Origin of the sequence: Xenorhabdus szentirmaii DSM 16338 (genome assembly GCF_002632585.1) — a bacterium.
In the GTDB taxonomy this organism is placed as follows: Bacteria; Pseudomonadota; Gammaproteobacteria; order Enterobacterales; family Enterobacteriaceae; genus Xenorhabdus; species Xenorhabdus szentirmaii.
In genome coordinates, this window is the sequence record NZ_NIBV01000002.1 from 1,292,973 (window position 1) to 1,318,694 (window position 25,722).

The 25,722-nt window shown below is 41.2% G+C and carries 20 protein-coding genes and 1 tRNA gene; 9 read left to right on the forward strand and 12 right to left on the reverse strand.

The window, feature by feature from the left end; translation table 11 throughout:
• Positions 1-3: 3 nt before the first annotated feature.
• Genes Xsze_RS15710 through Xsze_RS15720 form a run of 3 tightly spaced genes read right to left on the reverse strand, consistent with a single transcriptional unit; the run spans position 4 to position 5,879 of the window.
• Positions 4-1,071 carry a pentapeptide repeat-containing protein gene (locus Xsze_RS15710; RefSeq protein WP_038233731.1) on the reverse strand — a complete coding sequence of 356 codons (1,068 nt, stop codon included), beginning with the start codon at positions 1,069-1,071 and terminating at the stop codon, positions 4-6.
• Positions 1,068-3,665: a DUF2169 family type VI secretion system accessory protein gene (locus Xsze_RS15715; RefSeq protein WP_038233727.1), complete on the reverse strand. Its 2,598-nt coding sequence runs from the start codon at positions 3,663-3,665 to the stop codon at positions 1,068-1,070. Before Xsze_RS15715 ends, Xsze_RS15710 begins: the two co-directional genes overlap by 4 nt.
• A gap of 21 nt (positions 3,666-3,686) precedes the next feature.
• Positions 3,687-5,879, reverse strand: a complete 2,193-nt coding sequence (locus Xsze_RS15720) for a type VI secretion system Vgr family protein (RefSeq protein WP_038233725.1) — start codon at positions 5,877-5,879, stop codon at positions 3,687-3,689.
• An 849-nt stretch (positions 5,880-6,728) separates the two neighbouring features.
• Between Xsze_RS15720 and Xsze_RS15725 the strand changes: the two genes are divergently transcribed.
• Entirely contained in the window at positions 6,729-8,030 is a 1,302-nt protein-coding gene (locus Xsze_RS15725; RefSeq protein ID WP_038233723.1) for a D-amino acid dehydrogenase, read from the forward strand.
• 25 nt (positions 8,031-8,055) lie between these two features.
• Positions 8,056-9,123 carry a catabolic alanine racemase DadX gene (gene dadX / locus Xsze_RS15730; RefSeq protein ID WP_038233721.1) on the forward strand — a complete coding sequence of 356 codons (1,068 nt, stop codon included), beginning with the start codon at positions 8,056-8,058 and terminating at the stop codon, positions 9,121-9,123.
• 91 nt (positions 9,124-9,214) lie between these two features.
• Here dadX and Xsze_RS15735 read toward each other — a convergent pair whose 3' ends face one another.
• Together Xsze_RS15735 and gapA are read right to left on the reverse strand one after the other, a co-directional pair.
• On the reverse strand, positions 9,215-10,090 hold the full coding sequence (locus Xsze_RS15735; RefSeq protein ID WP_038233719.1) for a D-hexose-6-phosphate mutarotase: 876 nt from the start codon (positions 10,088-10,090) through the stop codon (positions 9,215-9,217).
• 184 nt (positions 10,091-10,274) lie between these two features.
• Positions 10,275-11,270 (reverse strand): glyceraldehyde-3-phosphate dehydrogenase, encoded by a 996-nt coding sequence (gapA, locus tag Xsze_RS15740; protein WP_038234103.1) that lies wholly within the window; start codon positions 11,268-11,270, stop codon positions 10,275-10,277.
• A gap of 340 nt (positions 11,271-11,610) precedes the next feature.
• Between gapA and msrB the strand changes: the two genes are divergently transcribed.
• Both msrB and Xsze_RS15750 read left to right on the forward strand, forming a co-directional pair.
• On the forward strand, positions 11,611-12,024 hold the full coding sequence (gene msrB, locus Xsze_RS15745) for a peptide-methionine (R)-S-oxide reductase MsrB (protein ID WP_038233718.1): 414 nt from the start codon (positions 11,611-11,613) through the stop codon (positions 12,022-12,024).
• Positions 12,025-12,153: 129 nt separating this feature from the next.
• On the forward strand, positions 12,154-12,429 hold the full coding sequence (locus Xsze_RS15750; RefSeq protein ID WP_038233717.1) for a YeaC family protein: 276 nt from the start codon (positions 12,154-12,156) through the stop codon (positions 12,427-12,429).
• A gap of 72 nt (positions 12,430-12,501) precedes the next feature.
• Here Xsze_RS15750 and pncA read toward each other — a convergent pair whose 3' ends face one another.
• From pncA to sppA, 3 genes are all read right to left on the reverse strand, one after another.
• Positions 12,502-13,152 (reverse strand): bifunctional nicotinamidase/pyrazinamidase, encoded by a 651-nt coding sequence (gene pncA / locus Xsze_RS15755; protein ID WP_038234101.1) that lies wholly within the window; start codon positions 13,150-13,152, stop codon positions 12,502-12,504.
• Positions 13,153-13,178: 26 nt separating this feature from the next.
• On the reverse strand, positions 13,179-14,201 hold the full coding sequence (gene ansA / locus Xsze_RS15760) for an asparaginase (RefSeq protein WP_038233715.1): 1,023 nt from the start codon (positions 14,199-14,201) through the stop codon (positions 13,179-13,181).
• Positions 14,202-14,316: 115 nt separating this feature from the next.
• Positions 14,317-16,206: a signal peptide peptidase SppA gene (gene sppA, locus Xsze_RS15765; protein ID WP_038233713.1), complete on the reverse strand. Its 1,890-nt coding sequence runs from the start codon at positions 16,204-16,206 to the stop codon at positions 14,317-14,319.
• Between the two features lie 167 nt (positions 16,207-16,373).
• Here sppA and Xsze_RS15770 point away from each other — a divergent pair, with 167 nt between their 5' ends.
• From Xsze_RS15770 to Xsze_RS15780, 3 genes are all read left to right on the forward strand, one after another.
• Positions 16,374-16,925 carry an NAD(P)H nitroreductase gene (locus tag Xsze_RS15770; RefSeq protein WP_038233711.1) on the forward strand — a complete coding sequence of 184 codons (552 nt, stop codon included), beginning with the start codon at positions 16,374-16,376 and terminating at the stop codon, positions 16,923-16,925.
• 13 nt (positions 16,926-16,938) lie between these two features.
• Entirely contained in the window at positions 16,939-17,997 is a 1,059-nt protein-coding gene (gene selD / locus Xsze_RS15775; RefSeq protein WP_038233709.1) for a selenide, water dikinase SelD, read from the forward strand.
• A 154-nt stretch (positions 17,998-18,151) separates the two neighbouring features.
• Positions 18,152-20,098, forward strand: coding sequence for a DNA topoisomerase III (locus Xsze_RS15780; RefSeq protein WP_038233707.1), 1,947 nt, complete (start codon positions 18,152-18,154; stop codon positions 20,096-20,098).
• 199 nt (positions 20,099-20,297) lie between these two features.
• Here the strand turns inward: Xsze_RS15780 and xthA are convergent, their stop codons facing one another.
• Positions 20,298-21,104: an exodeoxyribonuclease III gene (gene xthA / locus Xsze_RS15785; RefSeq protein ID WP_038233705.1), complete on the reverse strand. Its 807-nt coding sequence runs from the start codon at positions 21,102-21,104 to the stop codon at positions 20,298-20,300.
• Positions 21,105-21,755: 651 nt separating this feature from the next.
• Between xthA and Xsze_RS15790 the strand changes: the two genes are divergently transcribed.
• Positions 21,756-22,619, forward strand: coding sequence for a helix-turn-helix domain-containing protein (locus tag Xsze_RS15790; protein ID WP_038233703.1), 864 nt, complete (start codon positions 21,756-21,758; stop codon positions 22,617-22,619).
• Positions 22,620-22,859: 240 nt separating this feature from the next.
• Here the strand turns inward: Xsze_RS15790 and Xsze_RS15795 are convergent.
• The 3 genes from Xsze_RS15795 to Xsze_RS15805 all read right to left on the reverse strand — a co-directional run bounded on the left by Xsze_RS15795 (position 22,860) and on the right by Xsze_RS15805 (position 24,482).
• Positions 22,860-22,923 (reverse strand) — tRNA-OTHER (locus tag Xsze_RS15795).
• Positions 22,924-23,077: 154 nt separating this feature from the next.
• Positions 23,078-23,926 (reverse strand): formyltetrahydrofolate deformylase, encoded by an 849-nt coding sequence (gene purU, locus Xsze_RS15800; RefSeq protein WP_038233701.1) that lies wholly within the window; start codon positions 23,924-23,926, stop codon positions 23,078-23,080.
• A 94-nt stretch (positions 23,927-24,020) separates the two neighbouring features.
• Complete coding sequence (locus tag Xsze_RS15805; RefSeq protein ID WP_038233699.1) at positions 24,021-24,482, reverse strand: YchJ family protein; 462 nt, start codon at positions 24,480-24,482, stop codon at positions 24,021-24,023.
• 153 nt (positions 24,483-24,635) lie between these two features.
• Between Xsze_RS15805 and rssB the strand changes: the two genes are divergently transcribed.
• Positions 24,636-25,661, forward strand: a complete 1,026-nt coding sequence (gene rssB, locus Xsze_RS15810; RefSeq protein ID WP_038234099.1) for a two-component system response regulator RssB — start codon at positions 24,636-24,638, stop codon at positions 25,659-25,661.
• Positions 25,662-25,722: the final 61 nt, after the last annotated feature.

Sequence of the window (25,722 nt, forward strand, 5' to 3'; positions counted from 1 at the left end):
CGATTAAATTTTGTTATGTTGCAGGCTCCATGCTTCAGCGGTGAACAGTTCTGGATCATTTTCCAAGATGCCTTGACGGTCAGAAAATAATGTTCCGACCTGTTGAGTTCGATGAAAAAGTGTTCTCATGAAACGGGCCGTACGAAAATCACTGTTGTTGAGGTTTGCATATGAAAAGTCAGCATAAGGCATGTCGCAACCGATAAATTGAGCATTTTCTGCCTGTATCTTATGCATTATTGCCATTGAAAGCTGACTGTGCCGGAAATCAGCAGATTCAAGGTGTGCCCCGATAAAAATCGCTTGTTCAAATCGGCTGTTGTTACAGCAGGCCCGGGTTAAATCAGCTGCGGTAAATAATGCCTGAGTTGCATTGACATTTGATAAGACGGCATCTTGTAAGATAGCCCCCTTGAAATTGCAATTAGTTAATGTTGCATGGCTGAAATTGATTTGCTGGAGCTGGCTATCCGTGAATTGGCACATGTTGAATTGTTGTTTTTGATAATTCTGACCACGGAGGTCACTTTCAAAAAATACGGTTCTGGCAAATTCATTGGTTGAGAAATAAGTGTTACGTAAGTCCTGCCGAAAAAAAGTAACCAAAAAAAAGTGGTTGTGACGGAATTTCATTTCATCCATAGAAGCATCAATAAATGTCACTCGATTAAGATGGTTGTGATCGAAATCAGCATGCTGTAGGGACCCGGATAAAAATTGGATATTGTTTTGCGTTGTCTCGGTAAAACGTGTTTTGTTTAAAGCGGATTGATTGAATACACAGTCGGTCAATGTACTTTTACTGAAAACAGTCCGAACCAGATTGCATTGTTCAAAAACGCTCTGGTCAAGCGTAACGGCATTGAAGACAGCATCTTCTATCTGGCATTCAGTAAAAACAGTTTCTTTTATTAAGGCCTGAGAAAAGTCCACGCCTGAAAAATCGACATTTCTGAAAATTCCGCCAGATAAATCATGTCCGACGAGGGATATGTTTTGTAGGCTGATTTTTTCAATAATCTCACCTTGTCTGATTTTATCTGCCAATTCATCAGCTGTGGATAAATTCATATCACGTCCTTATCCCGTTTTGGTAATGTTTTGGTTCGATGAATGTAAGCACCGGTAATGGAAGTTGAATCATTGATGATCGATTGGGACATATCTGTGCGAAATAAGTTTGTTTCCTGTAGATCTGTATTATTGAAGCTGCATTTCTGCATCAATGCCCCTGTCAGGTTGGCATTATTCAGCGAGGCATTCTGAAAATCAGCTCTGGTAAAGAGGCTGCTTATCGCGTTTAGGTATTGCATGTTGGCTGACTGACAGTTGGATTCGCTGAGATCACTGTTATTCAGGGTTGCTGAGTAGAAACTTGAATTAACCAGAGGCATTTGGCGCAAATTGCATTCTGTCAGCGTGGCATGGCTGAAATCTGTCTGATTCAGTTCACTGTTCATGGCAAATGCACAGGTCAATAATTTGGCTGATTGAAAACAGCTTTTGTTTGCTTTCGTTTCCACCCATGAGCAACTTTCCAATTCTGAGTGATCAAAAATGGCGTGTTCCAGTTTACATTTAATGAATGACACTTTATTCAGAGTAGCGTGATGAAATTGGGGGGCAGGGAGTTCAATTTCCATAAATGTACATGCCTCCCATTGAGAATATTGGAAATTACAGTGTGTGATAAAAATTTTTTGTAAAAAGAGATCCGTGAATATAGCGTGGTCAAAGTGGCAATGATCAAACCGGGTTTCTTGCAGTTGGGTTTTTTTGAAGCTGGCCGCAGAGAAATCACTCTGCTCACACTTAGCCAATGCCAGACTGGCATTATCCAATTTAGCCCCACGCAGCGAAGCATGACAAATTTCGGTTCTGGCTAACATCGCTTCATTGAAATTTGCGCCATCCAATTGACAGTGATTTAAGCAGGCACTTTCCAATAAAGCATGGGAGAAATTGGCTCCCCGCAAATCCAACCCTGACATATCTGCGCCGGTAAAATCCATGCCACTGAAATTTCCTCCCTGTTGCATGATATTTTCTATCCGTTTCCGAATAATTTGCGACAGGTTGCTGGTCAAACGCAGTGCGGGTGCTTGTGATTGCACGGAAGAGAGATACATTGTGTGCAATGATTGTTCTATCTGGGCCAGTGATTTATCATCCAGCCCTGTTTCTTGCTGTTTCTGACGTAACATATCCTGCATTCGGTGCAGATTTTCGGGCCCCCGGATTTTGGATTTTGCTGTTTTTTTTTCGATATCTATGCCTTGCTGTTTAGCCTTGGCAATTAACTCTGCTTTTTTCAACTCACTTTCTGCGCGTTTTTTGGCAATCTCCTGTTCTGTTTTTTCCACAAATTCCGCTAACTCATCTAATTTAAGCGGGTTGGAATGGAGGGCTTGTTCGGTTTTAACAGGGATTAAGGTATTGATGTCCTGACCATATTCCGCCAATCGTTCTTGGTGTTGTTCACGCAGGCGTTTTTCACGATCCCGGAAGTTTTTCTGTAATATGGAAGCCATTGAGGGGGATTGTGTATCCAGCCATGGGCCAATAATTTCTTCCGGGATCAGGTCCTTTTCCCGAAACGCATATAAAGTGCCTTTTTCTTTGTTCAGGCGTTGTTCGAGTACTTGGAGATAATGGCTCACCGGACGGGGATTATGGGGTAATTCTAATGCTGATATCATTTGCAAAACATCTTTGGCATCATCTTCATTGATTTGTATGCTTCCATGCCAAATCAGGATCATTTGTTCTAAATGGGGAAAGAACCATACTGTTGTATTGCGCATGGCAATTTCCTCAATCACTTCTTCATCAAGGCGCAACCGCTTAATAAAACAGCGTGCTTTCCATGATGGCAGAGTGCCTTCCTGAACGGGTTTTTCTGGATGCATGTTCCAAATACGCCATGCGGCTTGTTCTGGCAGGGCGGTGTTTTCTTTCCACCATTGATCTTCGGCGGCAGCATTGAATAATCGCCAGTCAATGTCGTGAGAAAAACCAGGAAATTCGTTTTCTAACCATGCCTTATCGTATTTTTTTCCTATACGGGCAAAACGGCTTGGCCAAGTAAAATCTAAGGGGCAAAAGCTCGCCGGAGCAGGAATCTCCTTTTTTGACACAAGATGTTGCTTTGATATCAACCGATTGTATATTCGTTCGATATTGGGTAGCCGGTGAACTTTTACGCCATCGTTTCTGTTTTCCGGCTCAAAACCAATGCCATGGGGATTATTTTCGTCATTTTTACCACCAAAGGCCCGGCTCCAATCCAACCGCATTTGTTCAAAAGGTTGGGGCGCTGAAGGTTGGTCGTCAATCCAATGACGATCACCAAAAACCATCAAATTTTTTTCCAGCTTATCTATCTGAATACGGGCGGTGCATGTTGTTTTATCTGCCTGATGATGTGTATAGGCATATCCCGTTGCCAAAAATTCAGCGCAAGGTTTAGGTATGGCGAGATCAATAATACCGTTGCACGTTTTCAATTCGCTTTCTGCAAGTTGCCAAAGCTCAGCTTCCGGGCGCAGGCGTGGAGTTGAGCTCATATCAATTAAAGCCATGGCGGAAACACCAAGATGGTTTTTTTGCAACCAGCGATAGGGCCGATAAAGTATGCTTAACCGCAAAGGTTTAATGATTTTCATTGCAATCCCGGGAAAGGTTTATTAGCTGATGATATGTAACGAGCTGTTTGAAATATTGGTGCTTGATTTATTAATTGAGACTTCTGAGTTATTTATTGCAACACCTGTGCTTTCTATTTTGGTCGCGGATTTATTTTTGCATGTAACCGAATTATTAACATCCAGTGCCGTAGATGACAAATTTGCTCCTGTTACACGGTTGCTATTTCCTGTTACACTGTTGCTATTTCCTGTCTGACTGGTTGATGTTCCAACTATACTGAGACTGGCACCCAAAAACGAAATGGAAAATAATTTAGCTGACCAAAAAGTTTGCGGGCAATCAATTATGACATTGGTATCACTTTTTATTGTAATAGAGTTAGGACTTGAGATTTGTGTGATACCGGTAATGTCCTGAACCCAATTCCCATCAATTTTTGCGCTCAAATTTCCTTTGAGTTTATAAGTATCGCCACCGTCAATATCTGTTTTTCGCCCTTTTTGGATAGTTTCTTGCTGGCCTCCTTTAACCGTTAATTTATCTTTTTTATCAATGGTGATTTCATGGTTTGACTTATAAGTAAAACCGGCATCCCCTTCGATTGTATCTTTCTGTTGTTTTTTTATTTCCGTTGTCCGATTTCCATCAATTGTGACTTTTTTATCTTTCTCCACTGAAATATTCATGTCACGTTCGGCGTGTAAATTAAATAATTCTTTATCAGGTTCGTCATCAAAGAAGAGATAATTAGCTTTATCGTGTTTAGCTCCCTTTGTATTTGACATAATACCGACGCGAGTTTCATGTTCAGGCAATTCCCAAGGGGGCATGTTTTCATTATTGTAAGTGCTGCCAACAACCAAGGGTTTATCAGGATCTCCGTTAATGAAGCTGATAACGACTTCTTCACCTACACGGGGAACACAGATATTGCCATATTGCCAGCCAGCCCAATAAGTAGCAACGCGTATCCAACAAGAGCGGGTGTCATCTTTTTTATCGTCTTTATCCCAACGAAATTTCACTTTTATCCGACCGTATTTATCTGTCCATATTTTCTTGTCTTTAGGGCCGGTAACGACGGCGGTTTCCAGGCCGGTTACTTTTGGCCACGGTGTTACTGCCGGTGGTTTCCAGGGCGTATTTGCAGGAATGGCATCAAATTTAACGGTGTTTCTGGTTTCATTTTTATCAAGTTTATCAGGAAGGTGATCAGTGGCGCAGGATAGGTATGGTGTTTCGTAAAAAAAGTAATGTGCCCCTGTGATGAAGTAATCATTGTGGTCATCGCCTTTAATATCATTGGGAAGCAGTAGGGTGAAGGTATGTCCGGGCGCTATTCCCAATACATTGCCTTTTGCGTCAATCAGTTCACTTTTTGCTTCCGAAGCTTGCTGGCGCACCCGGGCATAAAATTGTCCTTCTTCACTTTTTATGAAGCGCCCCGGCCAAATAAATATTTCTGAATTCTCAGTGACAGAGCTGATCGCCGTTTGAATTGCCGTGTATAATTTAGCCCGTGATTTGCGAAAATCATAGTCATCAATACTATAAGTTGAGGGAATAGTAGTGCTGGTCACGTTCCAATCATAAATATATTCATCAAGGCCTTTGCCTTTTAATGAATGTTGTAAATTAATATATTTTATTTCTTCATAGCCGGGCATGGGATCATGTGATTGAGGTGAATCGACCAAAATCATAGTGTGAGATCCCTTGTCATGTTTGAAATAGTAATAGATCCCTTCATGCTCCATTAATCGATGCACAAAATCAAAGTCCGTTTCATTATGTTTGACGCAATATTCCCATGTGCGATATTTTTCTATAAGTTGATTTTTAAAGGAAATACCTGCGTTTTTAAATATGTCTGAAATAATATCGGGCACGGTTTTATTCTGCCAAATGCTATAACCCATATTTTTCTTTAGATTACATAATTTAGGCCTTACTGTGGTAGTATATAAATAGAGTTCATCATCATATTTATAGAAAGGGGCGTAGGATATTTTTTCTATATTCCCACTTAAGTATCTTGTCGGCACTGATTTGTTTTTTATTTCTATTGTTAATACGGTATTTTGCAGAGATATTGGATCATCTAATTTCTTTTCGCTTAATAACTGAATTTCAAATTCATAGGCTTCAGATAATCTTTCTATTCCTTTCAGTGATTTGAAATGTAAAGATTTTTCAGATGATGAGGTATAGGCAATAAATTTTCTCTCCATAAGGTTTCCTTGCTTTTATTTAAAGCTACCGCATACTCCTTTCTGGTAGAGGAATATACAGGAATTGAAAGTTAATATATGGAATTGGGGTTTCCTATTTATACTATATTGATTTAAACATAATGTTCATCATTTTCAATGAATGAATGCTGTTCGTTTATCTCATATATAAGTTTATTTTATTCTTAATAAGGGGTTTAAAAATAATATGAACGTATGTGATTGTTAATAAAATAATTTTAATAGATTGTTGAATGATATGGTTAACCTATTTTGATAACCAATTTATCTGGTTATTAGATAATATTCTCATTTTAATTGACTGATTTTAATATTTATCACTTTTCATAAGCATTTTTCCTCATTTTTTATTTTTTAACCTCACTATGCACATTAGAGAGATATCGGAGTGTGATGAGAGAATTTCATTCTGCACTTTGGAACCCTATTACGACTGTAATTCCATGTAATCTGTATAATTCATTTTTTTAAATTATTATTCTGTTTAGCTAATGTTTATTTGGATTTATATTCTTTATTTTTAAAATAAAACGACATTTTATAATTTTGTGTTTGTGAATATTATGTTTGTTTTTTCCGTTAGATTCACTTTAACAGATAGGATTTCAGGGGAGTTGGTGGTATTTTATTCTTTTATAATTTAATGATTTTATTTGTTTAATTATTTATTTTTGCCCTTTAAGGAAGTATGGGGTATTTTTTTGTTGTAACAAAAGTGTGATTAAAATCCTAAAAATTAACTAATTGTGCAACAGGCTATTATTCTGTATTGGAATTTTATATTTAGCATATTATGCTTGCGCATATTACTCATCAAGAGGGGGCAGAATGAAAGTCCTTATTTTAGGTAGTGGCGTTATTGGCGTAACAAGTGCGTGGTACCTTGCACAGGAAGGGCACGAGGTTACTGTTATTGATCGCCAGAATAGTGCAGCTGAAGAAACCAGTGCTGCTAATGCAGGTCAAATCTCGCCGGGTTATGCAACCCCTTGGGGCGCCCCGGGTATTCCGGTGAAAGCAATAAAATGGATGTTTCAGCGCCATGCACCTCTGGCCATTCGGCCTGATGGTTCGTTGTTTCAAATCCGTTGGATGTGGCAGATGTTGCGAAATTGCGATGCAAGCCACTATGCCATGAATAAAAGCAGAATGGTCCGGTTGGCAGAATATAGCCGGGATTGCATTAAACAACTCAGGGCGGATACCGGTATTGAATATGAAGGGCGTCAGGGAGGAACGCTACAGCTATTCAGGACAGCCAGGCAATTTGATAATGCTGCCAATGATATCAAAGTGTTAGAACAAGAAGGTGTTCCTTATCGGTTATTGACTGCTGAACAATTGGCAACCGTGGAACCGGCACTTGCTCATGCTTCCCATAAATTAACCGGTGGGTTACAGCTCCCGAATGATGAAACGGGTGATTGCCAGATTTTTACCAAGGCCTTGGCGAAAATGGCAGAGGCTGCCGGTGTGAAGTTTATCTTCAACAAGAAGGTTGAACGAATTTTATCGGAAGGGAACAAGATCACGGGTATCCAGTGCCACGATGGGATCATGACGGCGGATAGCTATGTGGTGGCTATGGGAGCTTATTCGACAAGCTTATTGAAAGATAAGGTCAAAATGCCGGTTTATCCGTTGAAAGGTTATTCATTGACGATGCCAATTGCAGATGAATCCAGAGCACCTGCTTCAACGGTACTGGATGAAACTTACAAGATTGCCATTACCCGTTTTGATGATCGAATTCGTGTGGGTGGAATGGCCGAAGTGGTTGGTTTCAATTTGAATATTCCTCAAAGTCGTTGCGAAACATTGAAAATGGTTGTGCAGGATCTCTACTGCCATGGCGGCAATATTGCAGAGGCTTCGTTCTGGACAGGGCTGCGCCCGATGACACCGGACGGAACACCCATTGTCGGCCCGACCGAATACTCGAATCTTTATCTCAATACAGGGCATGGAACATTGGGCTGGACGATGGCTTGTGGCTCAGGAAAGTTACTGTCGGATTTAATTTCTGGTAAAGAAACGGATATTGCAGCAAATGATCTTTCTGTATTCCGGTATATCGATGGGTTCAAGATAAACGTACTTTCAGCAAAACCGAATTTGCATACCGTATAAACAATAATACATAAAAGGGGCCGTCATGCCACGTCCTATCTTGGCAACCATCCATCTCAATGCATTTCGCCATAACCTGGCGTTTATTCGCCAAAGAGTCAGTCAGAGTAAAATCTGGTCAGTGGTAAAAGCAAATGCGTATGGGCATGGATTGGACAGAATATGGCAATCACTCGCTCAAACGGATGGTTTTGCTCTACTTGATATGAATGAAGCGATTTATTTAAGGGAACAGGGATGGCAGGGACCTATTCTGCTATTGGAAGGTTTCTTTAAGCCATCAGATTTGCAGATTATTAATCAATATCATCTGACGACGGTGGTACATAGTCAGTGGCAACTTGAAGAAATCGAAAAAGCGGAATTCAATACGCCTGTTGATATCTACCTAAAACTCAACAGTGGTATGAATCGATTGGGATTTTCATCCAAAGAATATCCACAAATCGTTTCAATGACCAAAAAGATGAAAAACATTGGCTCTGTGACTCTGATGACTCATTTCGCCAATTCAGACAATGAGGTGGGAATTGAGGCACAGCTGGCTGTTGTTGAGGGCTTGCAATTAAAATCACTGCCTCACTGTCTGGCGAATTCCGGAGGGGTATTATGGCATCCTGAAGCACATGGTGATTGGGTTCGGCCCGGCATTATCCTTTATGGTGCATCACCGAGCGGAAAGTGGCGTGATATTGCAGACACCGGATTGAAACCAACCATGACATTGCAGAGTGAACTCATTGCAGTACATGAACTTTCAGCAGGGGACAGAATTGGTTACGGCAGCCGTTATACGGCTCAACAACCTATGCGTGTCGGCACAGTAGCGTGTGGTTATGCAGATGGGTATCCGCGCCATGCTTCAACAGGTACACCTGTTATCGTCGATGGTATCCGTACCCGGCTATTGGGAGCTATCTCAATGGATATGCTATCGGTTGATTTAACCCCATGCCCTCAAGCAAAAGTAGGGAGTAAGGTGGAGCTGTGGGGGGGAAATTTGCCTGTGGATGAAGTCGCAGAATCCGCCGGAACGATCGGTTATGAACTTTTGTGCGCTTTAGCAAAAAGAGTGCCTGTCATAGTCGATTAATCTATCTCCCCACCGTAAATTCGGGCCAACTGCGGGTGGGGAGTCACCAATTTCATCGAATGTTGTTTTGCCAGTACTTTATGGCTGTACGTTATGGCAGCACCTTACGGCAAACGATGGTCATGGAAAGCCTGTCCGGGCTGCCATTTTTAGGCTGCAATGGGCGATGAATGCGTGCAGTTTCAATACAAACCATATTTTTATAGCCTTCCGGGACCATATCTTTCATGCTACTGGAAAGTTCAGCTCCGGGGTTCCAGCACACGACATCACTGTGATGAGCATGGTGGACTTCAATGGTTCGTTTCCAATGGGGATCTCTTAACAAACTAAAATCATCAGGTTCGGTATAAATACGGTCGGTTCTCCCTTTGAAAGTCACACCTTCATGGGTGTATTGTTCTTGATCAGTCACCGTGTCAATAAAGTGAGAGCCAAGCCCACTGAGCCGGATTTGATTAATGTCACTGATATTAAAATAGGAGTGAAGGGCACAGGTTGCTTGATATTCACCATAAGATTCTAATTCTAGCTCACAAGATCCCCCCAGTTTAAGACGAGCAATCAGAGTGAATTCATGAGGCCATAATTTATGTGTATAGGCGTTATCTTGCAGGGTAAGGGTCAGAATGACACCATTTTCATTTTCACGATGGGCCTTCAGCTCCCAAGGCAAGATCCGTGCAAATCCATGAGCGGGTGAAGAGGAAGCACCAAACCAGGGCCAGCAGATAGGAATGCCGCCACGGATCGCAGTACCGGTGCTAAAGGTACTGTTATCACTTAGCCATAAGACGGGTTTTTCACCACTGGGTTGCCAACTAATCAGTTGCACTCCCTGAATACTGATTGCCGCACGTACTTTAGGATGGGAAATAATAATCAGCGGGAAATCGCCAATATTGCGCTGGCTGATATAAGGGGAAAGTTGTTCAATAACCGGTAATGAGAAAATTTTATCAAGCATTTGTCATAACCTTACGAAAACCTGCATGGACGGTTGAATAAAGGCAAGAATAGATCAATGTCTTGATTATATAAAAATAAAAGCCATCTATCTAAGATGGCTTTCGAATGAAAATATGCTTTTTGATTTTCAAACGGCCACATTATTGGTGACAATCCGAAAATGGCCGGGCATGACGGCTTAATTATTTAGAGATATGAGCGATCAGATCCAGAACTTTGTTGGAGTAACCAGTTTCATTGTCATACCAAGAAACCAGTTTCACAAAGTTATCATTCAGGGCGATGCCTGCTTTTGCATCAAATACAGAAGTCAGTTTTTCACCGTTGAAATCAGTGGAAACAACGTCATCTTCTGTGTAGCCCAGAATGCCTTTCAGCTCGCCTTCTGCCGCTTCTTTAATCGCGTCACAGATTTGTGCGTAAGTTGCAGGTTTTTCCAGACGTGCAGTCAGGTCAACAACAGAAACGTTAGGTGTAGGAACACGGAAAGACATACCAGTCAGTTTGCCGTTCAGTTCTGGGATAACTTTGCCTACAGCTTTTGCTGCGCCAGTTGAAGATGGAATGATGTTTTGAGCCGCACCGCGACCACCACGCCAGTCTTTAGCAGAAGGACCATCAACAGTTTTCTGAGTTGCAGTTGTTGCGTGAACTGTGGTCATCAGGCCTTCAACAATGCCGAATTTGTCATTGATAACTTTAGCCAGTGGAGCCAGACAGTTAGTGGTACAAGAAGCGTTGGAAACGATAGCCTGACCCGCATAAGCATTGTGGTTTACACCCATAACGAACATTGGGGTGTCGTCTTTGGACGGACCAGTCAGAACGACTTTTTTAGCGCCAGCAGCAATATGCTTGCGTGCAGTTTCGTCGGTCAGGAAGATACCCGTTGCTTCAGCAACAACATCAACACCAACTTCGTTCCATTTCAGGTTAGCTGGATCTCTTTCAGATGTAACGCGGATGGTTTTGCCGTTAACAACCAACTGACCGTCTTTAGCTTCAACAGTACCGTTGAAGCGGCCGTGGGTTGAATCGTATTTCAGCATGTAAGCCATGTATTCTGCATCCAACAGATCATTGATAGCAACGATTTCAATGTCTGAGCGTTCTTGTGCAGCACGGAAAACAATGCGGCCGATACGACCAAAACCGTTAATACCTACTTTGATAGTCATAGTATTCCACCAGCTATTTTTTAGTGAATTAAAAGTTGTGTCTAAAGTTACCAAAATCTTGCCAGCCGTCAAGCGGAATCGTGTCAACAATTGAAAAATATCAATTTTAGAAGCACTATCTGAACGCTTGCTGTACAGCATGAACAAGCCTTACGGACATCATTATCGGGGCATAAGAAGATATTTAAAGTTCCCATTGGTTAGATATGTGAGATTTATCACAATTAGTAAAGTAAATTGCCAGGTTTATTGGGGTAAAATGCATCCCATCATTTTTATGTTAATTCTTTGTTGTTTTCGATGATCTTTTATTGAATATTGACCTTTAAAGGTGGTTGTCATGATTAAGAATCAAAGCGTTTCCTTTTCCATAGAAAAGCTTAATCCAATTCAGCGCCATGTCACCCAAGAAGCAGGCACAGAACCGCCATTTTCAGGAAAACTATTGCACAACAAAAAAAGCGGCATTTATCATTGCTTATGTTGCCAGCAACCCTTGTTTGTTTCCGATACCAAATTCGATTCCGGTTGTGGTTGGCCCAGTTTTTACCAACCCATCAATGGTGAATCCATCAGTTATATTGATGATTATTCCCATAATATGCATCGAATTGAAGTGCGTTGTAGCCATTGCAATGCACATTTGGGACATGTTTTTCCTGATGGGCCTAAGCCAACAGGTGAACGTTTTTGTATTAATTCAGTTGCTCTGAATTTTATTGATGCTGAAACAGGCCAAGAAATAGAGGGTTAATATTGTTTCTGGAATGTTGTCCCCCGAATAATGAGGTTTGGCATCTTGTGGGGGAGAAACGATTCAGCTTTGGTGTATATATCCGCGTGATGCGGATATACAGAGCAACTAGTTGTTAAGGAAATATTGATGAAGTTAGATGATTTACTCTCTGCCATGACTCCTGAAATTTATCAAAGATTGGTTCAGGCCGTTGAATTAGGAAAATGGCAGGATGGTGTGCCACTGACGCCAGAACAGAAAGAATACAGTTTACAGGCTGTGATGCTTTGGCAGGCCAAAAATAATCATGAGCCTGAGCATATGACGATTGGCACGAATGGTGAAATCACCATGAAAAGCAAACAAGAGTTAAAAGCCATATTCCAGTCTGAAATGGTTGCGAAATTACAGCCTGAAGACTGAATGGTAATGGAGTTCTTTTTGGCGAGAGTAGGGTGAAATAACATCAGAGCCTAATAAATAGGCTCTTAACGTTCATAAAATTGCAGTCAGTTCACTTTGTGAGATTAGTTTAGCGCCCTTGGCACTCATTTCTGAGAATGCATGCTTACTGTCATCGGCGTGAATATTGACACCACGACAACCCTCGGTGATCACATAAGTTTCATAGCCTAACATTAAAGCATCCAGCACAGTGAATTTGACACAATAATCGGTGGCAATACCTAATACAAACAGACGCTGTATATTTTGTTCCTTTAACCAACCCTGTAACCGCGTTTCTCTTTTATGGTCATTGTCAAAGAAAGCACTATAACTGTCTATCTGAGGGTTTTCACCTTTTCGGAAAACTTCTTGGATCGCAGATTGATTTAACGCAGGGTGAAATTCTGCGCCGAATTGCCCCTGTACACAATGGACAGGCCACCATACTTGAGGGATACCATTGAGTTCACCCAATTCCCCGATGTTCTGCCCAGAGTTTGCGGCAAAACTCATGTGGTTTGCCGGATGCCAATCTTGGCTCGCGATAATAGATATTTTGTTTTCTGGGTCAGTGCTTTTCTGACATAGCGCGATGACTTCATTTGCTGCTTTGATGACGGCGTCACTTTCTTTGACTGCCAGTGCGCCTCCGGTACAAAAGTCATTTTGCAGATCGATAAGTAATAATGCTATTTTCATCATATCTCTCGATTTACCTGAATGTATTATTCATCGGAATAGCTCAATTCCCCACGCAGATTTTGTTGCATCAGGCGGCGTATTTCTTCAGATGTATAGGATTGGCTCAACAGATAGTGTAATTTAGTTAAGGCCGCTTCGAAAGTCATATCATAACCACTGATAACACCGGATGCAGCCAAAGAATAGCCTGTCGCATAACCTTCCATATTTACCCGGCCGGAAATACATTGTGTTAAATTCACGACGATAATCCCGCGTTCGGTTGCTTCTTTTAATGTTTTCAGTAAAGAAGAACATTGAGGCGCATTGCCGACACCATATGATCGTAAAATTAATGCTTTAACAGGTTGCATGAGAATATTATCGACAACCTGACTGGATAATCCGGGATAAATGGTGACGACACCAATAGGTTGGGATGTAATCGGATTGACCACAAATTCTTCGTTGTGGTTGGTTGGTATGGGGCTGGTTTTGAAGGTGCGGATGTTGATCCCGGCTTCCATCAAGGGAGAATAGTTCGGGGATGAGAATGCATCAAAACCATCCGCATGGGCTTTAATGGTTCTGTTTCCTCGAAACAATTTATTGTTGAAAAAAAGACTGACTTCGTTGATAGGATAGTTGGCGGCAAGATAGAGCGCATTCAGCAGATTGGTTTGCCCATCAGAACGCAATGCTTCCAAAGGAATTTGTGACCCTGTCACAATAACCGGTTTATTTAGATTCTTAAAGATAAAAGAGAGCGCTGAGGCAGTGAAAGCCATGGTATCCGTACCATGCAGAATAACAAAGCCATCATAGTCATGATAATTTTGATAGATATCGTTTGCGATGATGTTCCAGTCATCAGGGCTCATATCAGAAGAATCAATCAGGGGGTGATGTTCGCGGATCGTAAATGTTGGCATTTCCGGGCGGTGAAATTCGGGCATTTTGGTGAGTTGTTTTTGTAAATGACCAGATACAGGAATGTATCCATTGGAGGAATGCTGCATCCCGATTGTGCCACCAGTATAAACAACATAGATGGATTTTTTCTGCATGATAACACCTCAATAAACATAATTGGCCGGGGTGGATTATAGGGAGTGTGTAGAATAAAAAAAGCCTGATAGTGAAATCAGGCTTCAAATTCAGTACAGGATATGTCAGTGGTTTCTAACGAACATCGGTACAATTCAAGCAGTATGTATAGATATTTTGCGGGTCGTTCAAATTATTATAAAACGCGGCTTGTTTTTTCAGATCTTGTGTTGCCTGAGTCAACGGAGCCGGTAGCATGGCCTGAAACATATTTGGCAACATGGCCTGTGCTGATGACGTTAGCCCCAACATCATTCTTTCAGGGAAGGACAATGAAGGTAGCATCCAGTTTAAAGAGGCATCTTTGATACCTGCCAATTCAGCCGCTTTTTTGACGGCATCATCAAAATCACCCAATTGATCAACCAAATTGTGTTTTTTGGCATCAAGGCCACTCCACACACGCCCTTGAGCAATATTTTTGATGTCGTCTTCAGATTGGTTACGTGCTTTTGCAATCAAGCTAATAAACTTGCTGTAGCCGTTTTCAATAGACAGCTGGATGACATCGGAATAAATCTGATTAAGCCCTTTGGTTGCGGAAATATTTGCCAATGAGGTTGTTGAAACGCCGTCGGTGTTCACGCCAATGTGATCCAGCGTTTTTTCAAAGGTCTGTACGATACCAAAGACGCCAATGGAACCGGTCAATGTGTTCGGATCAGCAATAATGTAATCAGCCGGCGTGGATATCCAGTACCCACCTGATGCCGCCAGTCCTCCCATTGAAACAACAATAGGTTTTGTATTTTTACCGTTATTGGCTTTATCTTCACGGATTGCATTAAGTTCAGCACGAATGATTTCGGATGCACCGATACTGCCGCCAGGGCTATTTACGCGCAATACAATCGCTTTTATATCGGGATTACTGTGAGCGGCACGGAGCTGTTCAACAATAGTATCACTTCCGGCAACATCAGATGCCTGTTGACCTATTGAAAGAGTACCTTCTGCAATGATGACCGCTATGTTGCCCTTATTGTGGCTTGAATCTTGCAATGGTTTTCGGGCAATGTAGTCATGGATGCTGATGTAATTGAAATGTTTTTGTTCTTCATCCCAACCAAAAACATCTTTCATTCTTTTTTCAACGATACTGTTTGGTTCAATATAGTTCACCAGTTTGTTTTGATATGCATACTGCGCAAAGTCACCACCAACTTGACGGAGTTTTTCAACAAATTGGGCTGAACCCGGGAAAACTTGATTGGCAGGAATATGTCTATTGGCTGCTATCGTATTTAAGTAGCTGTCCCAAATCTCGTTGAGCCAGAGGCTATCAGCTTCACGTGCTTCTTCAGACATATTATCCCGTAACATAGGCTCTACAGCAGATTTATAAGTGCCTACACGGAAAATATGAGTGGAAACTTTCAGCGAATCTAATAGTGTTTTGTAGTATAAATGGTTGGTGGTTAAGCCATGGATATCAACAGCACCTTGTGGAGACAGGTATATTTCATTCGCAAAACTGGCTAAATAATATTGTGATTGAGTGTAATTATCACCAATTGCAAAAACGGGTTTACCCGTCGCCTTAAATTCATTAATTGCTTTGCCAATATATTTCATGGAAGGTTGATCTGATCCCACAAAATCATTCAATTTCAATACCATTCCGTTAATTTTGGGATCGTTTTTTGCGCGGCGGATACTGTCAACAATGTCGAACAGAGACGTTTCTTGATCATTGTTGCCGGAAGCGCCAAATAGACTTTTCTCTAATTGCCCGAGTGGGTTTTTAGCTGATACCTGATCAAGAACGACACCGGATAAATTCACATACAGTGCCCCTTTATAGTCATCATCGGATAGAGACTGTTGCTTGTAACCGACGAAAAAAACAGCGATTACAACAATCAGTAGGATAAAAATCAGGTTAGAAATCAGTTGGCGGACAAAATTTAGCAGTCTCCAACTCCATTTAAATATTGCTGCTATAAAATTCCATAGAATACGCATATTGTCTCCAATTATGGGATCAAATGAGGGTATCCTAATCAGCTCATTTGCAAATGTCAGCTGAAAATCACGTTGATCATCGAAAAAATGTTTTCTTTGCTTTTATTCGTTAACAAATAAACAGAGAATGGTAACCCGTGTCAGATTACTTTATTCAGGAGAACAGCATGAATGCTTTGGATCTTTTATTGAATCGTCGTTCAGTCGCACGTTTAACGACGCCAGCCCCGGAAGGCGATGTATTACAACACATTTTGGCAGCGGGAATGAGAGCACCTGACCACGGGGCACTGCGTCCTTGGCATTTTGTCGTGATGAAAGGGGAAGGAATTGATAAATTCAGCCAATTGCTGGAGAAAGCCGCAGTAGAGGGGAAGTTAGGGGAAGAAGTCGAAGAGAAAGCCAAAAATGCACCTTACCGTGCTCCGATGATTATCACTGTTATTGCGAAAGTGGTCGAACATGCGAAAGTGCCTGCATGGGAACAGGTAGTTGCGGCTGGTTGTGCGGTTCATGCCATGCAAATGGCTGCGGTGGCGCAAGGATTTGGCGGCATATGGCGTTCGGGTTCATGGACAGAAGATCCTGTTGTCAAAGCCGGCCTGGGATGTGGAGAGGATGATAAAATTGTGGGATTCCTCTACTTGGGAACCCCCGTACTTAAAGCGCCAACAAAAGTATCAATGCCAGATTTGACTAATTTTGTGAGTTACTTCTAATCAGGAGTGAGCAATGTCGACTGAAATCCGTCTGACTCAATATAGCCACGGTGCCGGGTGTGGTTGCAAAATCTCACCTAAGGTGCTGGAAACCATACTTCATGAAAGTGTTCCGTACAGTGAACAGGCAAAATTCTTCGATCCTAACCTATTGGTAGGTAATGAAAGCCGTGATGATGCTGCCGTGTATGATATTGGCAATGGTACCGGCATCATTAGTACTACAGACTTTTTTATGCCGATTGTGGATGACCCGTTTGATTTTGGCCGTATCGCTGCGACTAATGCTATCAGTGACATTTATGCAATGGGAGGAAGGCCAATCATGGCGATTGCCATTTTAGGGTGGCCCGTTGCTAAATTGCCCCCGGAAATTGCGCGAGAAGTGATAGAAGGAGGCCGGGCTGTTTGCAAAGAAGCCGGTATTTCTCTTGCTGGCGGGCATTCTATTGATGCTCCTGAGCCTATCTTCGGTCTGGCAGTGACGGGGATTATCGATATTGAACGAGTGAAACGCAACAATCAGGCAAAAGCCGGGAGTCTTTTGTTCCTGACTAAGCCTTTAGGTATTGGTATATTGACGACCGCTGAAAAAAAAGGTTTGCTCCAACCTGAACATCAGGGTGCTGCAAAAGCTATTATGTGCCAGCTGAATAAAGCAGGAACGGATTTTGCACAAATTGATGGCATTACAGCGATGACGGATGTGACTGGTTTTGGTTTGTTAGGTCATTTGAGTGAGATTTGTGAAGGATCGGGGGTTCAGGCAATGCTCACGTTCTCACAGATACCCACATTGCCAGAGGTTGATGCTTACATTGAAAAAGGTTGCGTTCCTGGCGGAACAGGGCGCAATTTTGACAGTTACGGGCACTTAATCGAAGAGATGACGGATCACCAGCGTTCTCTTCTGTGTGACCCACAAACATCAGGCGGATTGTTATTGGCTGTATTGCCGGATGCAGTGGAAAAGGTGAAGACCATCGCACGAGGCCATGACATAGATTTGATTGCGATTGGTGAACTGACTGAGCCAGACCCGAACAGGGTATTGATATCATTTAAAAATTAATCGTTATCCTGATTGAAATAGCTATCTTGACAGGTTTGTCAGGATATTTTTATTGGCTATTTGGGATTGTACCTTTTTATTTTTATTTGAATGATAATTTACATAACATGATGTGCTGACAGTATATTTTATTTTTACTTGTAATCATTGAATCATGCGCCTTTTTATTGCAGAAAAACCAAGTCTCGCACGAGCGATAGCCGATGTTTTACCGAAACCTCACCGCCGTGGAGATGGCTTCATTGAGTGTGGCAACAACCAATTTGTGACTTGGTGTGTTGGCCATCTATTGGAACAAGCTGAACCCGGCGCCTACGATGGCCGTTATTTGCGCTGGGTATTGGCAGATTTGCCGATCATTCCCGAAAAATGGCAGTTAAAACCCCGGGAGGCAGTAACTAAACAACTCAATACGATCAAATCCTTGTTAGGAAAGGCGAGTGAGATTGTCCATGCGGGTGACCCTGATCGTGAAGGGCAGCTTTTAGTGGATGAGGTGCTGGATTTTTTGGAGTTGGATGCTGAAAAAAAGCAAAATGTTCAACGCTGTTTGATTAATGACCTGAATCCGCAGGCAGTGACAAAAGCGGTGGCGCGATTGAGAAGTAACCGGGAATTTATTCCGTTGTGTGTTTCTGCGCTTGCCAGAGCCAGAGCCGATTGGCTATACGGGATCAATATGACCCGGGCCTACACGCTATTAGGCCAGAATGCGGGCTATCAGGGGGTGTTGTCGGTCGGACGTGTCCAGACTCCTGTGTTAGGTTTGGTTGTTCGTCGGGATGAAGAAATAGAGCATTTTGTGCCGAAAGATTTCTTTGAAGTCAAAGCGCATGTCATCACACCCAATGAAGAGCGGTTTACTGCTTTATGGCAGCCCAGTGAATCCTGCGTTGATTTTCAGGATGAAGAAGGAAGGATTATTCGCCGGACATTGGCTGAGCATGTTGTGGCCCGTATTGAGGGTCAGCCTGCGAATGTCACTGCGTATCAGGATAAACGGGAATCAGAAGTCGCCCCATTGCCATTCTCTCTTTCCTCTTTGCAGATTGAAGCGGCCAAACGTTTGGGGCTGAGCGCCCAAGATGTCCTTGATATCTGCCAGCGATTATATGAAACCCATAAATTGATTACTTATCCGCGTTCTGACAGTCGTTACTTGCCGGAAGAACACTTTGCCGGGCGTCATGCAGTGTTGAATGCTATTTCAGTGCATGCTGCACATTTGTTGCCACAAGATGCATTGGATATTGAGAAAAAGAACCGTTGTTGGGATGATAAGAAAGTTGATGCTCACCATGCGATAGTTCCTACTGCCCGCAGTAGTCAGGCTAATCTGACAGAAAATGAAAGTCAGATTTATAGCTTGATTGCCAGACAATATATGATGCAATTTTTTCCTGATGCCATATTCCGGAAATGTACGATTGAGCTTGAGATTGCCGGTGGCAAATTTATTGCTAAAGCTCGTTTTATGGCTGAAGCCGGTTGGAGGGCTTTACTTGGCAGCAAAGAAAGGGATGAAGAAAATGAAGGAACGCCATTACCGGTAGTTGCCAAGGGAGATGAACTGTTTTGTGAGAAAGGTGAAGTGGTGGAAAGACAAACACAACCACCAAGACCTTTTACGGATGCGACATTATTGTCTGCAATGACAGGAATAGCCCGATTCGTGCAAGACAAAGCCTTGAAGAAAGTGCTGCGAGCAACGGATGGATTGGGTACGGAAGCGACTCGGGCGGGGATTATTGAACTCTTGTTCAAGCGCGAATTCTTATACAAAAAAGGGCGCAATATTCATGCAACCCCTGCCGGGCGGGCGTTGATCCATGTTTTGCCAGACATGGCAGTATTGCCCGATATGACGGCTCACTGGGAAGCGCGATTGACGCAAATCAGCGAAAAGCAATTTCGTTATCAGGATTTTATGTTGCCCCTGCAAGAAACATTGCAACAATTAATCTGGCAGGCAAAACAATATCGTAATTTGAAAGCGTTTAAAGACTTGCCTCCGGTTCCTGTGAAAAATAAAAAAGGGAAGGGGAAGTCGGCAAAAAGCAGTACCAGTAAGGAAAAGAAAGATAAAAACAAGCAGGTGTAATAAAAAATAATATAACAGCACCATTAATTATGGTGCTGTATTTCATATTTATACCCTGCGTCTTTCAAGCTGCCTCTTTGTTGGCTGCGTTCATTCACCTGGATTACCGTTTTTATAAATAGCCGGTTATCTATACTTCCGGGGATTCACTCTTTTGCCGCCGCCACGATGCAACTTGAAATCCATTGGGTATAGACAGTTACATTTCAAATTCTGCCCAGACAGGGGCATGATCGGACGGTTTTTCCATGCTGCGAATAGCATAATCGATACCAGAAGAGACACAGCGATCTGCTAATGGCCGGCTGGCAAGTAATAAATCAATGCGTAATCCACGGTTATCGTCAAAACCTTTTGAACGATAGTCAAACCAAGAAAATTGATCATTAATTTCGGGATATTGCTGCCGGAATGTATCGATTAATCCCCAGTTTTTGAGATGTTCCATCCAGTCTCTTTCTTCAGGCAAGAAAGAGCATTTACCCGTTTTTAGCCAGCGTTTTTGATTATTTTCACCTATCCCGATATCGAGATCTGTTGGGCTGATATTCATGTCTCCCATAATCAGGATGTGTGATTCTGGTGAATGATGATTTTCCAGATAGGATTGCAAATCCCGATAGAATTTTTCTTTCGCTGGAAATTTTACCGGATGTTCGCGGCTTTCACCTTGTGGAAAATAGCCATTTATTACCGTTAATAAACCGCGAGGCGTTTCGATATCAGCCATAATAATGCGACGTTGTGCATCATCTTCATCGGAAGGGAAACCTTTGCGGACCGCAACGGGTTTTTGGCGGGTAAGCAAAGCAACACCATAGTGCGATTTCTGACCATGATAGAAAACATGATACCCCAATTTACTGACATCTTCTAAGGGAAACATTTCATCATGGACTTTTATTTCTTGCAATCCGATAACATCAGGTTGGTGTTGTTCAACGATAGCAGCGAGTTGATGGGGACGTGCCCGCAGCCCATTAATATTGAATGATATAAATTTCATAAAGTTATAATCACCTTTGTAATATGCTAATTTTTTAATGTTAACAGATATAAATAAAGATGTAACTATTTATTAAATAATAAATTTTATCTGATTGACTTGATATTTCTCTATTTTACTCCTATATGTCATATTATATTGAGTATAATACTCTCGTTAGCCAAAATTTAGAGTATTGAATCTTTTTTTAATAATAAAAACCATAAAATTAATAAGTAATGAATTAATGCATATATAATGGTCTACTAGTAAAAATATGTTATATTTAACATATGGCATTATAATTTTATGTGAGGGTTTTTATACTTGAAATTTATTTTATGACAAGTGTTACAAAAATTAATTAATGAAAAAGTAGAAGAGTTAATCAATCTCTGATAGAAAATTGAACGTGTAAGTCGGATTATATTTATTAACGGCTTGCAATCACGGTGGAATATTCATCATGAAATAGTTGGATAATATAAATCCAACTAAACCGCATTATTGCATCAGGGGCTGGCATTTCATATAAATGCCATTTGAAAAATAGCAATTTTTATTGTACAAAATTATACCTTCATAATATCAAGTTTGATTTAGCGGTTACCTGATGAGAAGGCCATTTCAAGGAAATTACTTTAGCCACAAGTTATATAGGAACGGTGAATTATGTTTTTTTCTCGTAAATTAGAAGCATTCATGGCGGTGGTGGAAATGGGTTCTTTAAGTAAAGCGGCAAGAGTGATGAACCGTACTACTCCCCCAGTCGCTAAATCAATTAAAGACTTCGAGGCGACGTTAGGAAAACGCTTATTCAAAAGGGAGAAGTTTGGGATGATTCTGACCAAAGACGGAGTGGAGTTATATAATGACCTAAAAGAGCTCTATTTGAAAGAGAAAGAAATTACAAAGAAACACATTAGTGGAAGTATTTGTAATGTTGTAAACATATACCATGATTGGGGTAAGAAAAAGCATCTGATTTCGCTTTACAAAGCAGCTGAAAGAAATAATGCTCAGGTAAATATATTACGCTTCAGTTATGATAACATTGATGAAATAGTCGACTATGAGGGCAATACGATAATTTTAAGTTCAGAGAAAGTGCTCAGTGACCGATTTAGTCTTGTACGGAAAATTGATGGACCGAATTTGGGGATCTGCTGCCGTAAAGAACTATTAGACGAAGTTCACGGAGATTTTACTCAATTGCTGAAAAAGAGAACATGGTTATGTGATCCAGTCCTCTATAAAGGTAATTTGATAAAGAATTTAGAAGAGGAAATGATCAGGAATGGCGAGAAAGTTAATATTAGACAGATGGATAATATAGAATGCTGCCTTAATTTTATTCAGTCAACGGATTATATTTTTATTACCGATTCCCATTCCGGTGCATTGGAAGAAGGTGAAAGTTTGGGCTTTATGCAAATACCGCGATCTGATGCAATCAGTCAGTGTTATGTTTACAAATCAAAGTCTCATTCAAGTGTACTAAATCGTTTCATCGACTCTGTCAGCGATATGGAGTAATCGATTGCATAAGCGGAGCCGAACTTGTTAAATTTTTAGCTCCGCTATTGATATCCCATCCACATAAAATGTCTGCAAAACACCAAGGTGATTATTAATTTTGTTTCCTCTTGAAAGTGAATAACAATCTGTCCATTTTTTCACTGATAAATATGACATTGTCATAAACGATTTTAGAGTGATGTAACTTGTTTTGATGAGATTTTTTGTGTTTCTTGGGAGAAAGGGATTACGTTTGAATGGTGGTGGGGGAAGGATTCGAACCTTCGAAGTCTGCTCCCTTTGGCCGCTCGGGAACCCCACCAAATTTTTTTGTTTCTCACTGCCGTTGGCAGCGGACGGAATAATATCAAATAAACCGCCGCTGTAAAGTAGTTAATTGAAAATAAAGTATCGTTCGCTGTTTTTTTAAACCCAATGGGCAGATTTTATTCTATTTCAAAGCATTTTGTGGCTAATCAAAGAATCACAGTACGATTGCCGTATACAAAGACTCGCTGCGAAAAAACGGAGTGCAATGCCTGGCTCAGCACATTTTTTTCTACATCCCGCCCAGCTCTCATCATCTCTTCAGCGGTGTAAGTATGATCCACATTGATGACATCTTGAGTGATGATTGGCCCTTCATCCAAATTATCATTCACATAGTGAGCTGTCGCACCGATAATCTTTACACCACGTTCATAAGCCTGATGATAGGGACGAGCACCAATGAATGCGGGTAAGAATGAGTGGTGAATGTTGATGATTTGGTTTGGATAATGCTGTACAAATGCAGGTGTCAGAACTCGCATATACTTAGCGAGCACAACATAGTCAGGTTTATATTGGTCAATTTGCGCCATCAATGCTTCATCATGCTGCTCTCGGGTTAACCCCTCATGGCTGATGTAATGGAATGGAATGCCAAATTGCTCAACCAAATGTTGCAAGGTGGTATGATTGCCAATAACGGCTGCAATTTCTACATCCAGCCCGCCGTAGGCACTTTTTACCAGAATATCGCCAATACAATGCGCTTCTTTTGTTACCATGATGACAATGCGGCGATGGCCAGCAGTATTTAATTCACGGCTTGAACCTGTCGGCAGAGCATCGTCAAGATCGGCAAGAAAGGTTTCATCATTGAAAATCCCTTCTAGCTCTGTACGCATAAAAAAACGACCGGTACGGTGATCTACAAATTCATTGTTCTGAACAATATTTAATTGATGCTTATAACAAATATTTGTGATTTTCGCGATTAATCCTTTGGCATCAGGACAAATTGTACGCAAGATTTTTTTCTGTATGTTTGCATTTTGCATGGATTGCGAGATCCTTAAATTATCTTCATTGTGTTTGAAAGATTATGTTTGAATAACTGTGTGTGAATTATTGTGGTTAATACGCAATAGAGATTTAGCTACAGCACTTCTTGTATTTTTTGCCAGAACCACATGGACAAGGGCTATTACGGCCCAGTTGGGGACGAACCCCGTCAATGTAAAACCAATGTTGATCAATACGCAAAAAACGCGAGCGCTCATAAATCAGTTGCCTATCTTGCTTTCCTTGTTCAAGAAAGCAAGCTGAAAATTCGACATAGGCTTCATTATTATGCTTGCCTTGCTTCGTTTCGAGGATATTTAATCCCAACCATTGTACACCTATGAAACTTTGTTCTATTTCTGTCCTGAAATTTTCAGCCTGACAATCAGGATGCCAGGATGAGATAAGGTAATCTGTATTTTGTGTGACATAAGCGCTATATCTGGAACGCATCAACGCTTCGGCATTGGGGGTTGGGTGATTATTATCGATATAAAGATTACAGCAATGAGCGAAATCTAATCTGCTGCCGCAGGGACAAATTTTTGTCAAAATAACTCCAATTATTCAAAGTGATTGCTGTTAATATGAGCAGTATTGAAAAGACATGTAAGAGTGTAAATGGTACTGACCTGCTATGGGTTATCATCAGGTGATGATACTTGAATATGGGCAATGGTCGCAATGTTTGAAGAGGCCTGCGTTATGGAAAAGGTATTAAGAGGCAAGAAGATATTAGTGATAGAAGATGAACCTGTGTTTTGTTCTTCACTCGCTGATTATTTGAACTCTCTGGGGGCAATAATAACATGCGCATCAAATGGAGAAATGGCATTACGGAAGGTAGAAACAGAAACTACACCGGAGCTCATCTTCTGTGATTTGAATATGCCCATCATGAATGGGCTTGAATTTATTAAGCGGATGACAATAAAAGGAGAGACTATTCCTATAATTATTGTTTCTGCAACAAATAAAATGATGCAAATAGATAATGCATTACGTCTTGGTGCCAAAGATATTTTGTTAAAACCAATATCTAATTTCAATGAAATAAAGAAGATAGCATTAAATTATTTGAATCCGGATTTATCGGCTTTCGAAGCGATGGAACGTAAGCGTTTAGATCAAGAGTTGATGATACTGCAACAAAATGCAGCCATTGCATGGCGCTTGTTAAAGCAACTACAGCCCCCTGTATCACAGATCATTGCTAACTGTAGGGTAAATTATCGTCTACTGAATACCGTGGGTAAACCAGGATTGGTTTTTGATGTTACAACCTTATCTGAAAAGGAAATAATGTTTTATTGCCTTGATATTAGTTATTCAAAGGGCAGAGGGTGGCTCTCAGCATTATTGCTGAGGGTGGCTTTTAATGATTTGTTGAAGAGAATGAGTGCTTATAAAAACAATGGTATACCGGATATGCAAAAAAGTATGAGCAACTTGAAAAGAACAATGCGTGATGGGAGAGCGTCGGAATCGCTCCCATTACTGTTGGGCTATTATAACACCGATAATAAAACCATTTTATTATCATCAGTTGGGTTAAATGCAGATGTGAAACTGGGTGGTTGTCAAAAACAATTAGAGAAAGGCTCACGTTATGATTCATTAAAGATAATTAATCCAAATCAGGATCGGGAAAGTCGCTCTTTCTGGCAATGCAAAATATGGGATAACGAAAATCAAATAAAACTGATGTTTTCTTCACCATCCCAGCCGTGATTTTATAACATTTATGCAGCATTTCATCTTGATATGAAACATAAAATGATCGGAATGTGAT

Bases quoted from the DNA above. Each gene is read 5' to 3' on its own strand.
- Xsze_RS15710 (WP_038233731.1), bottom strand. From the start codon at position 1,071: ATGAATTTATCCACAGCTGATGAATTGGCAGATAAAATCAGACAAGGT.
- Xsze_RS15715 (WP_038233727.1), bottom strand. From the start codon at position 3,665: ATGAAAATCATTAAACCTTTGCGGTTAAGCATACTTTATCGGCCCTAT.
- Xsze_RS15720 (WP_038233725.1), bottom strand. From the start codon at position 5,879: ATGGAGAGAAAATTTATTGCCTATACCTCATCATCTGAAAAATCTTTA.
- Xsze_RS15725 (WP_038233723.1), top strand. From the start codon at position 6,729: ATGAAAGTCCTTATTTTAGGTAGTGGCGTTATTGGCGTAACAAGTGCG.
- dadX (WP_038233721.1), top strand. From the start codon at position 8,056: ATGCCACGTCCTATCTTGGCAACCATCCATCTCAATGCATTTCGCCAT.
- Xsze_RS15735 (WP_038233719.1), bottom strand. From the start codon at position 10,090: ATGCTTGATAAAATTTTCTCATTACCGGTTATTGAACAACTTTCCCCT.
- gapA (WP_038234103.1), bottom strand. From the start codon at position 11,270: ATGACTATCAAAGTAGGTATTAACGGTTTTGGTCGTATCGGCCGCATT.
- msrB (WP_038233718.1), top strand. From the start codon at position 11,611: ATGATTAAGAATCAAAGCGTTTCCTTTTCCATAGAAAAGCTTAATCCA.
- Xsze_RS15750 (WP_038233717.1), top strand. From the start codon at position 12,154: ATGAAGTTAGATGATTTACTCTCTGCCATGACTCCTGAAATTTATCAA.
- pncA (WP_038234101.1), bottom strand. From the start codon at position 13,152: ATGAAAATAGCATTATTACTTATCGATCTGCAAAATGACTTTTGTACC.
- ansA (WP_038233715.1), bottom strand. From the start codon at position 14,201: ATGCAGAAAAAATCCATCTATGTTGTTTATACTGGTGGCACAATCGGG.
- sppA (WP_038233713.1), bottom strand. From the start codon at position 16,206: ATGCGTATTCTATGGAATTTTATAGCAGCAATATTTAAATGGAGTTGG.
- Xsze_RS15770 (WP_038233711.1), top strand. From the start codon at position 16,374: ATGAATGCTTTGGATCTTTTATTGAATCGTCGTTCAGTCGCACGTTTA.
- selD (WP_038233709.1), top strand. From the start codon at position 16,939: ATGTCGACTGAAATCCGTCTGACTCAATATAGCCACGGTGCCGGGTGT.
- Xsze_RS15780 (WP_038233707.1), top strand. From the start codon at position 18,152: ATGCGCCTTTTTATTGCAGAAAAACCAAGTCTCGCACGAGCGATAGCC.
- xthA (WP_038233705.1), bottom strand. From the start codon at position 21,104: ATGAAATTTATATCATTCAATATTAATGGGCTGCGGGCACGTCCCCAT.
- Xsze_RS15790 (WP_038233703.1), top strand. From the start codon at position 21,756: ATGTTTTTTTCTCGTAAATTAGAAGCATTCATGGCGGTGGTGGAAATG.
- purU (WP_038233701.1), bottom strand. From the start codon at position 23,926: ATGCAAAATGCAAACATACAGAAAAAAATCTTGCGTACAATTTGTCCT.
- rssB (WP_038234099.1), top strand. From the start codon at position 24,636: ATGGAAAAGGTATTAAGAGGCAAGAAGATATTAGTGATAGAAGATGAA.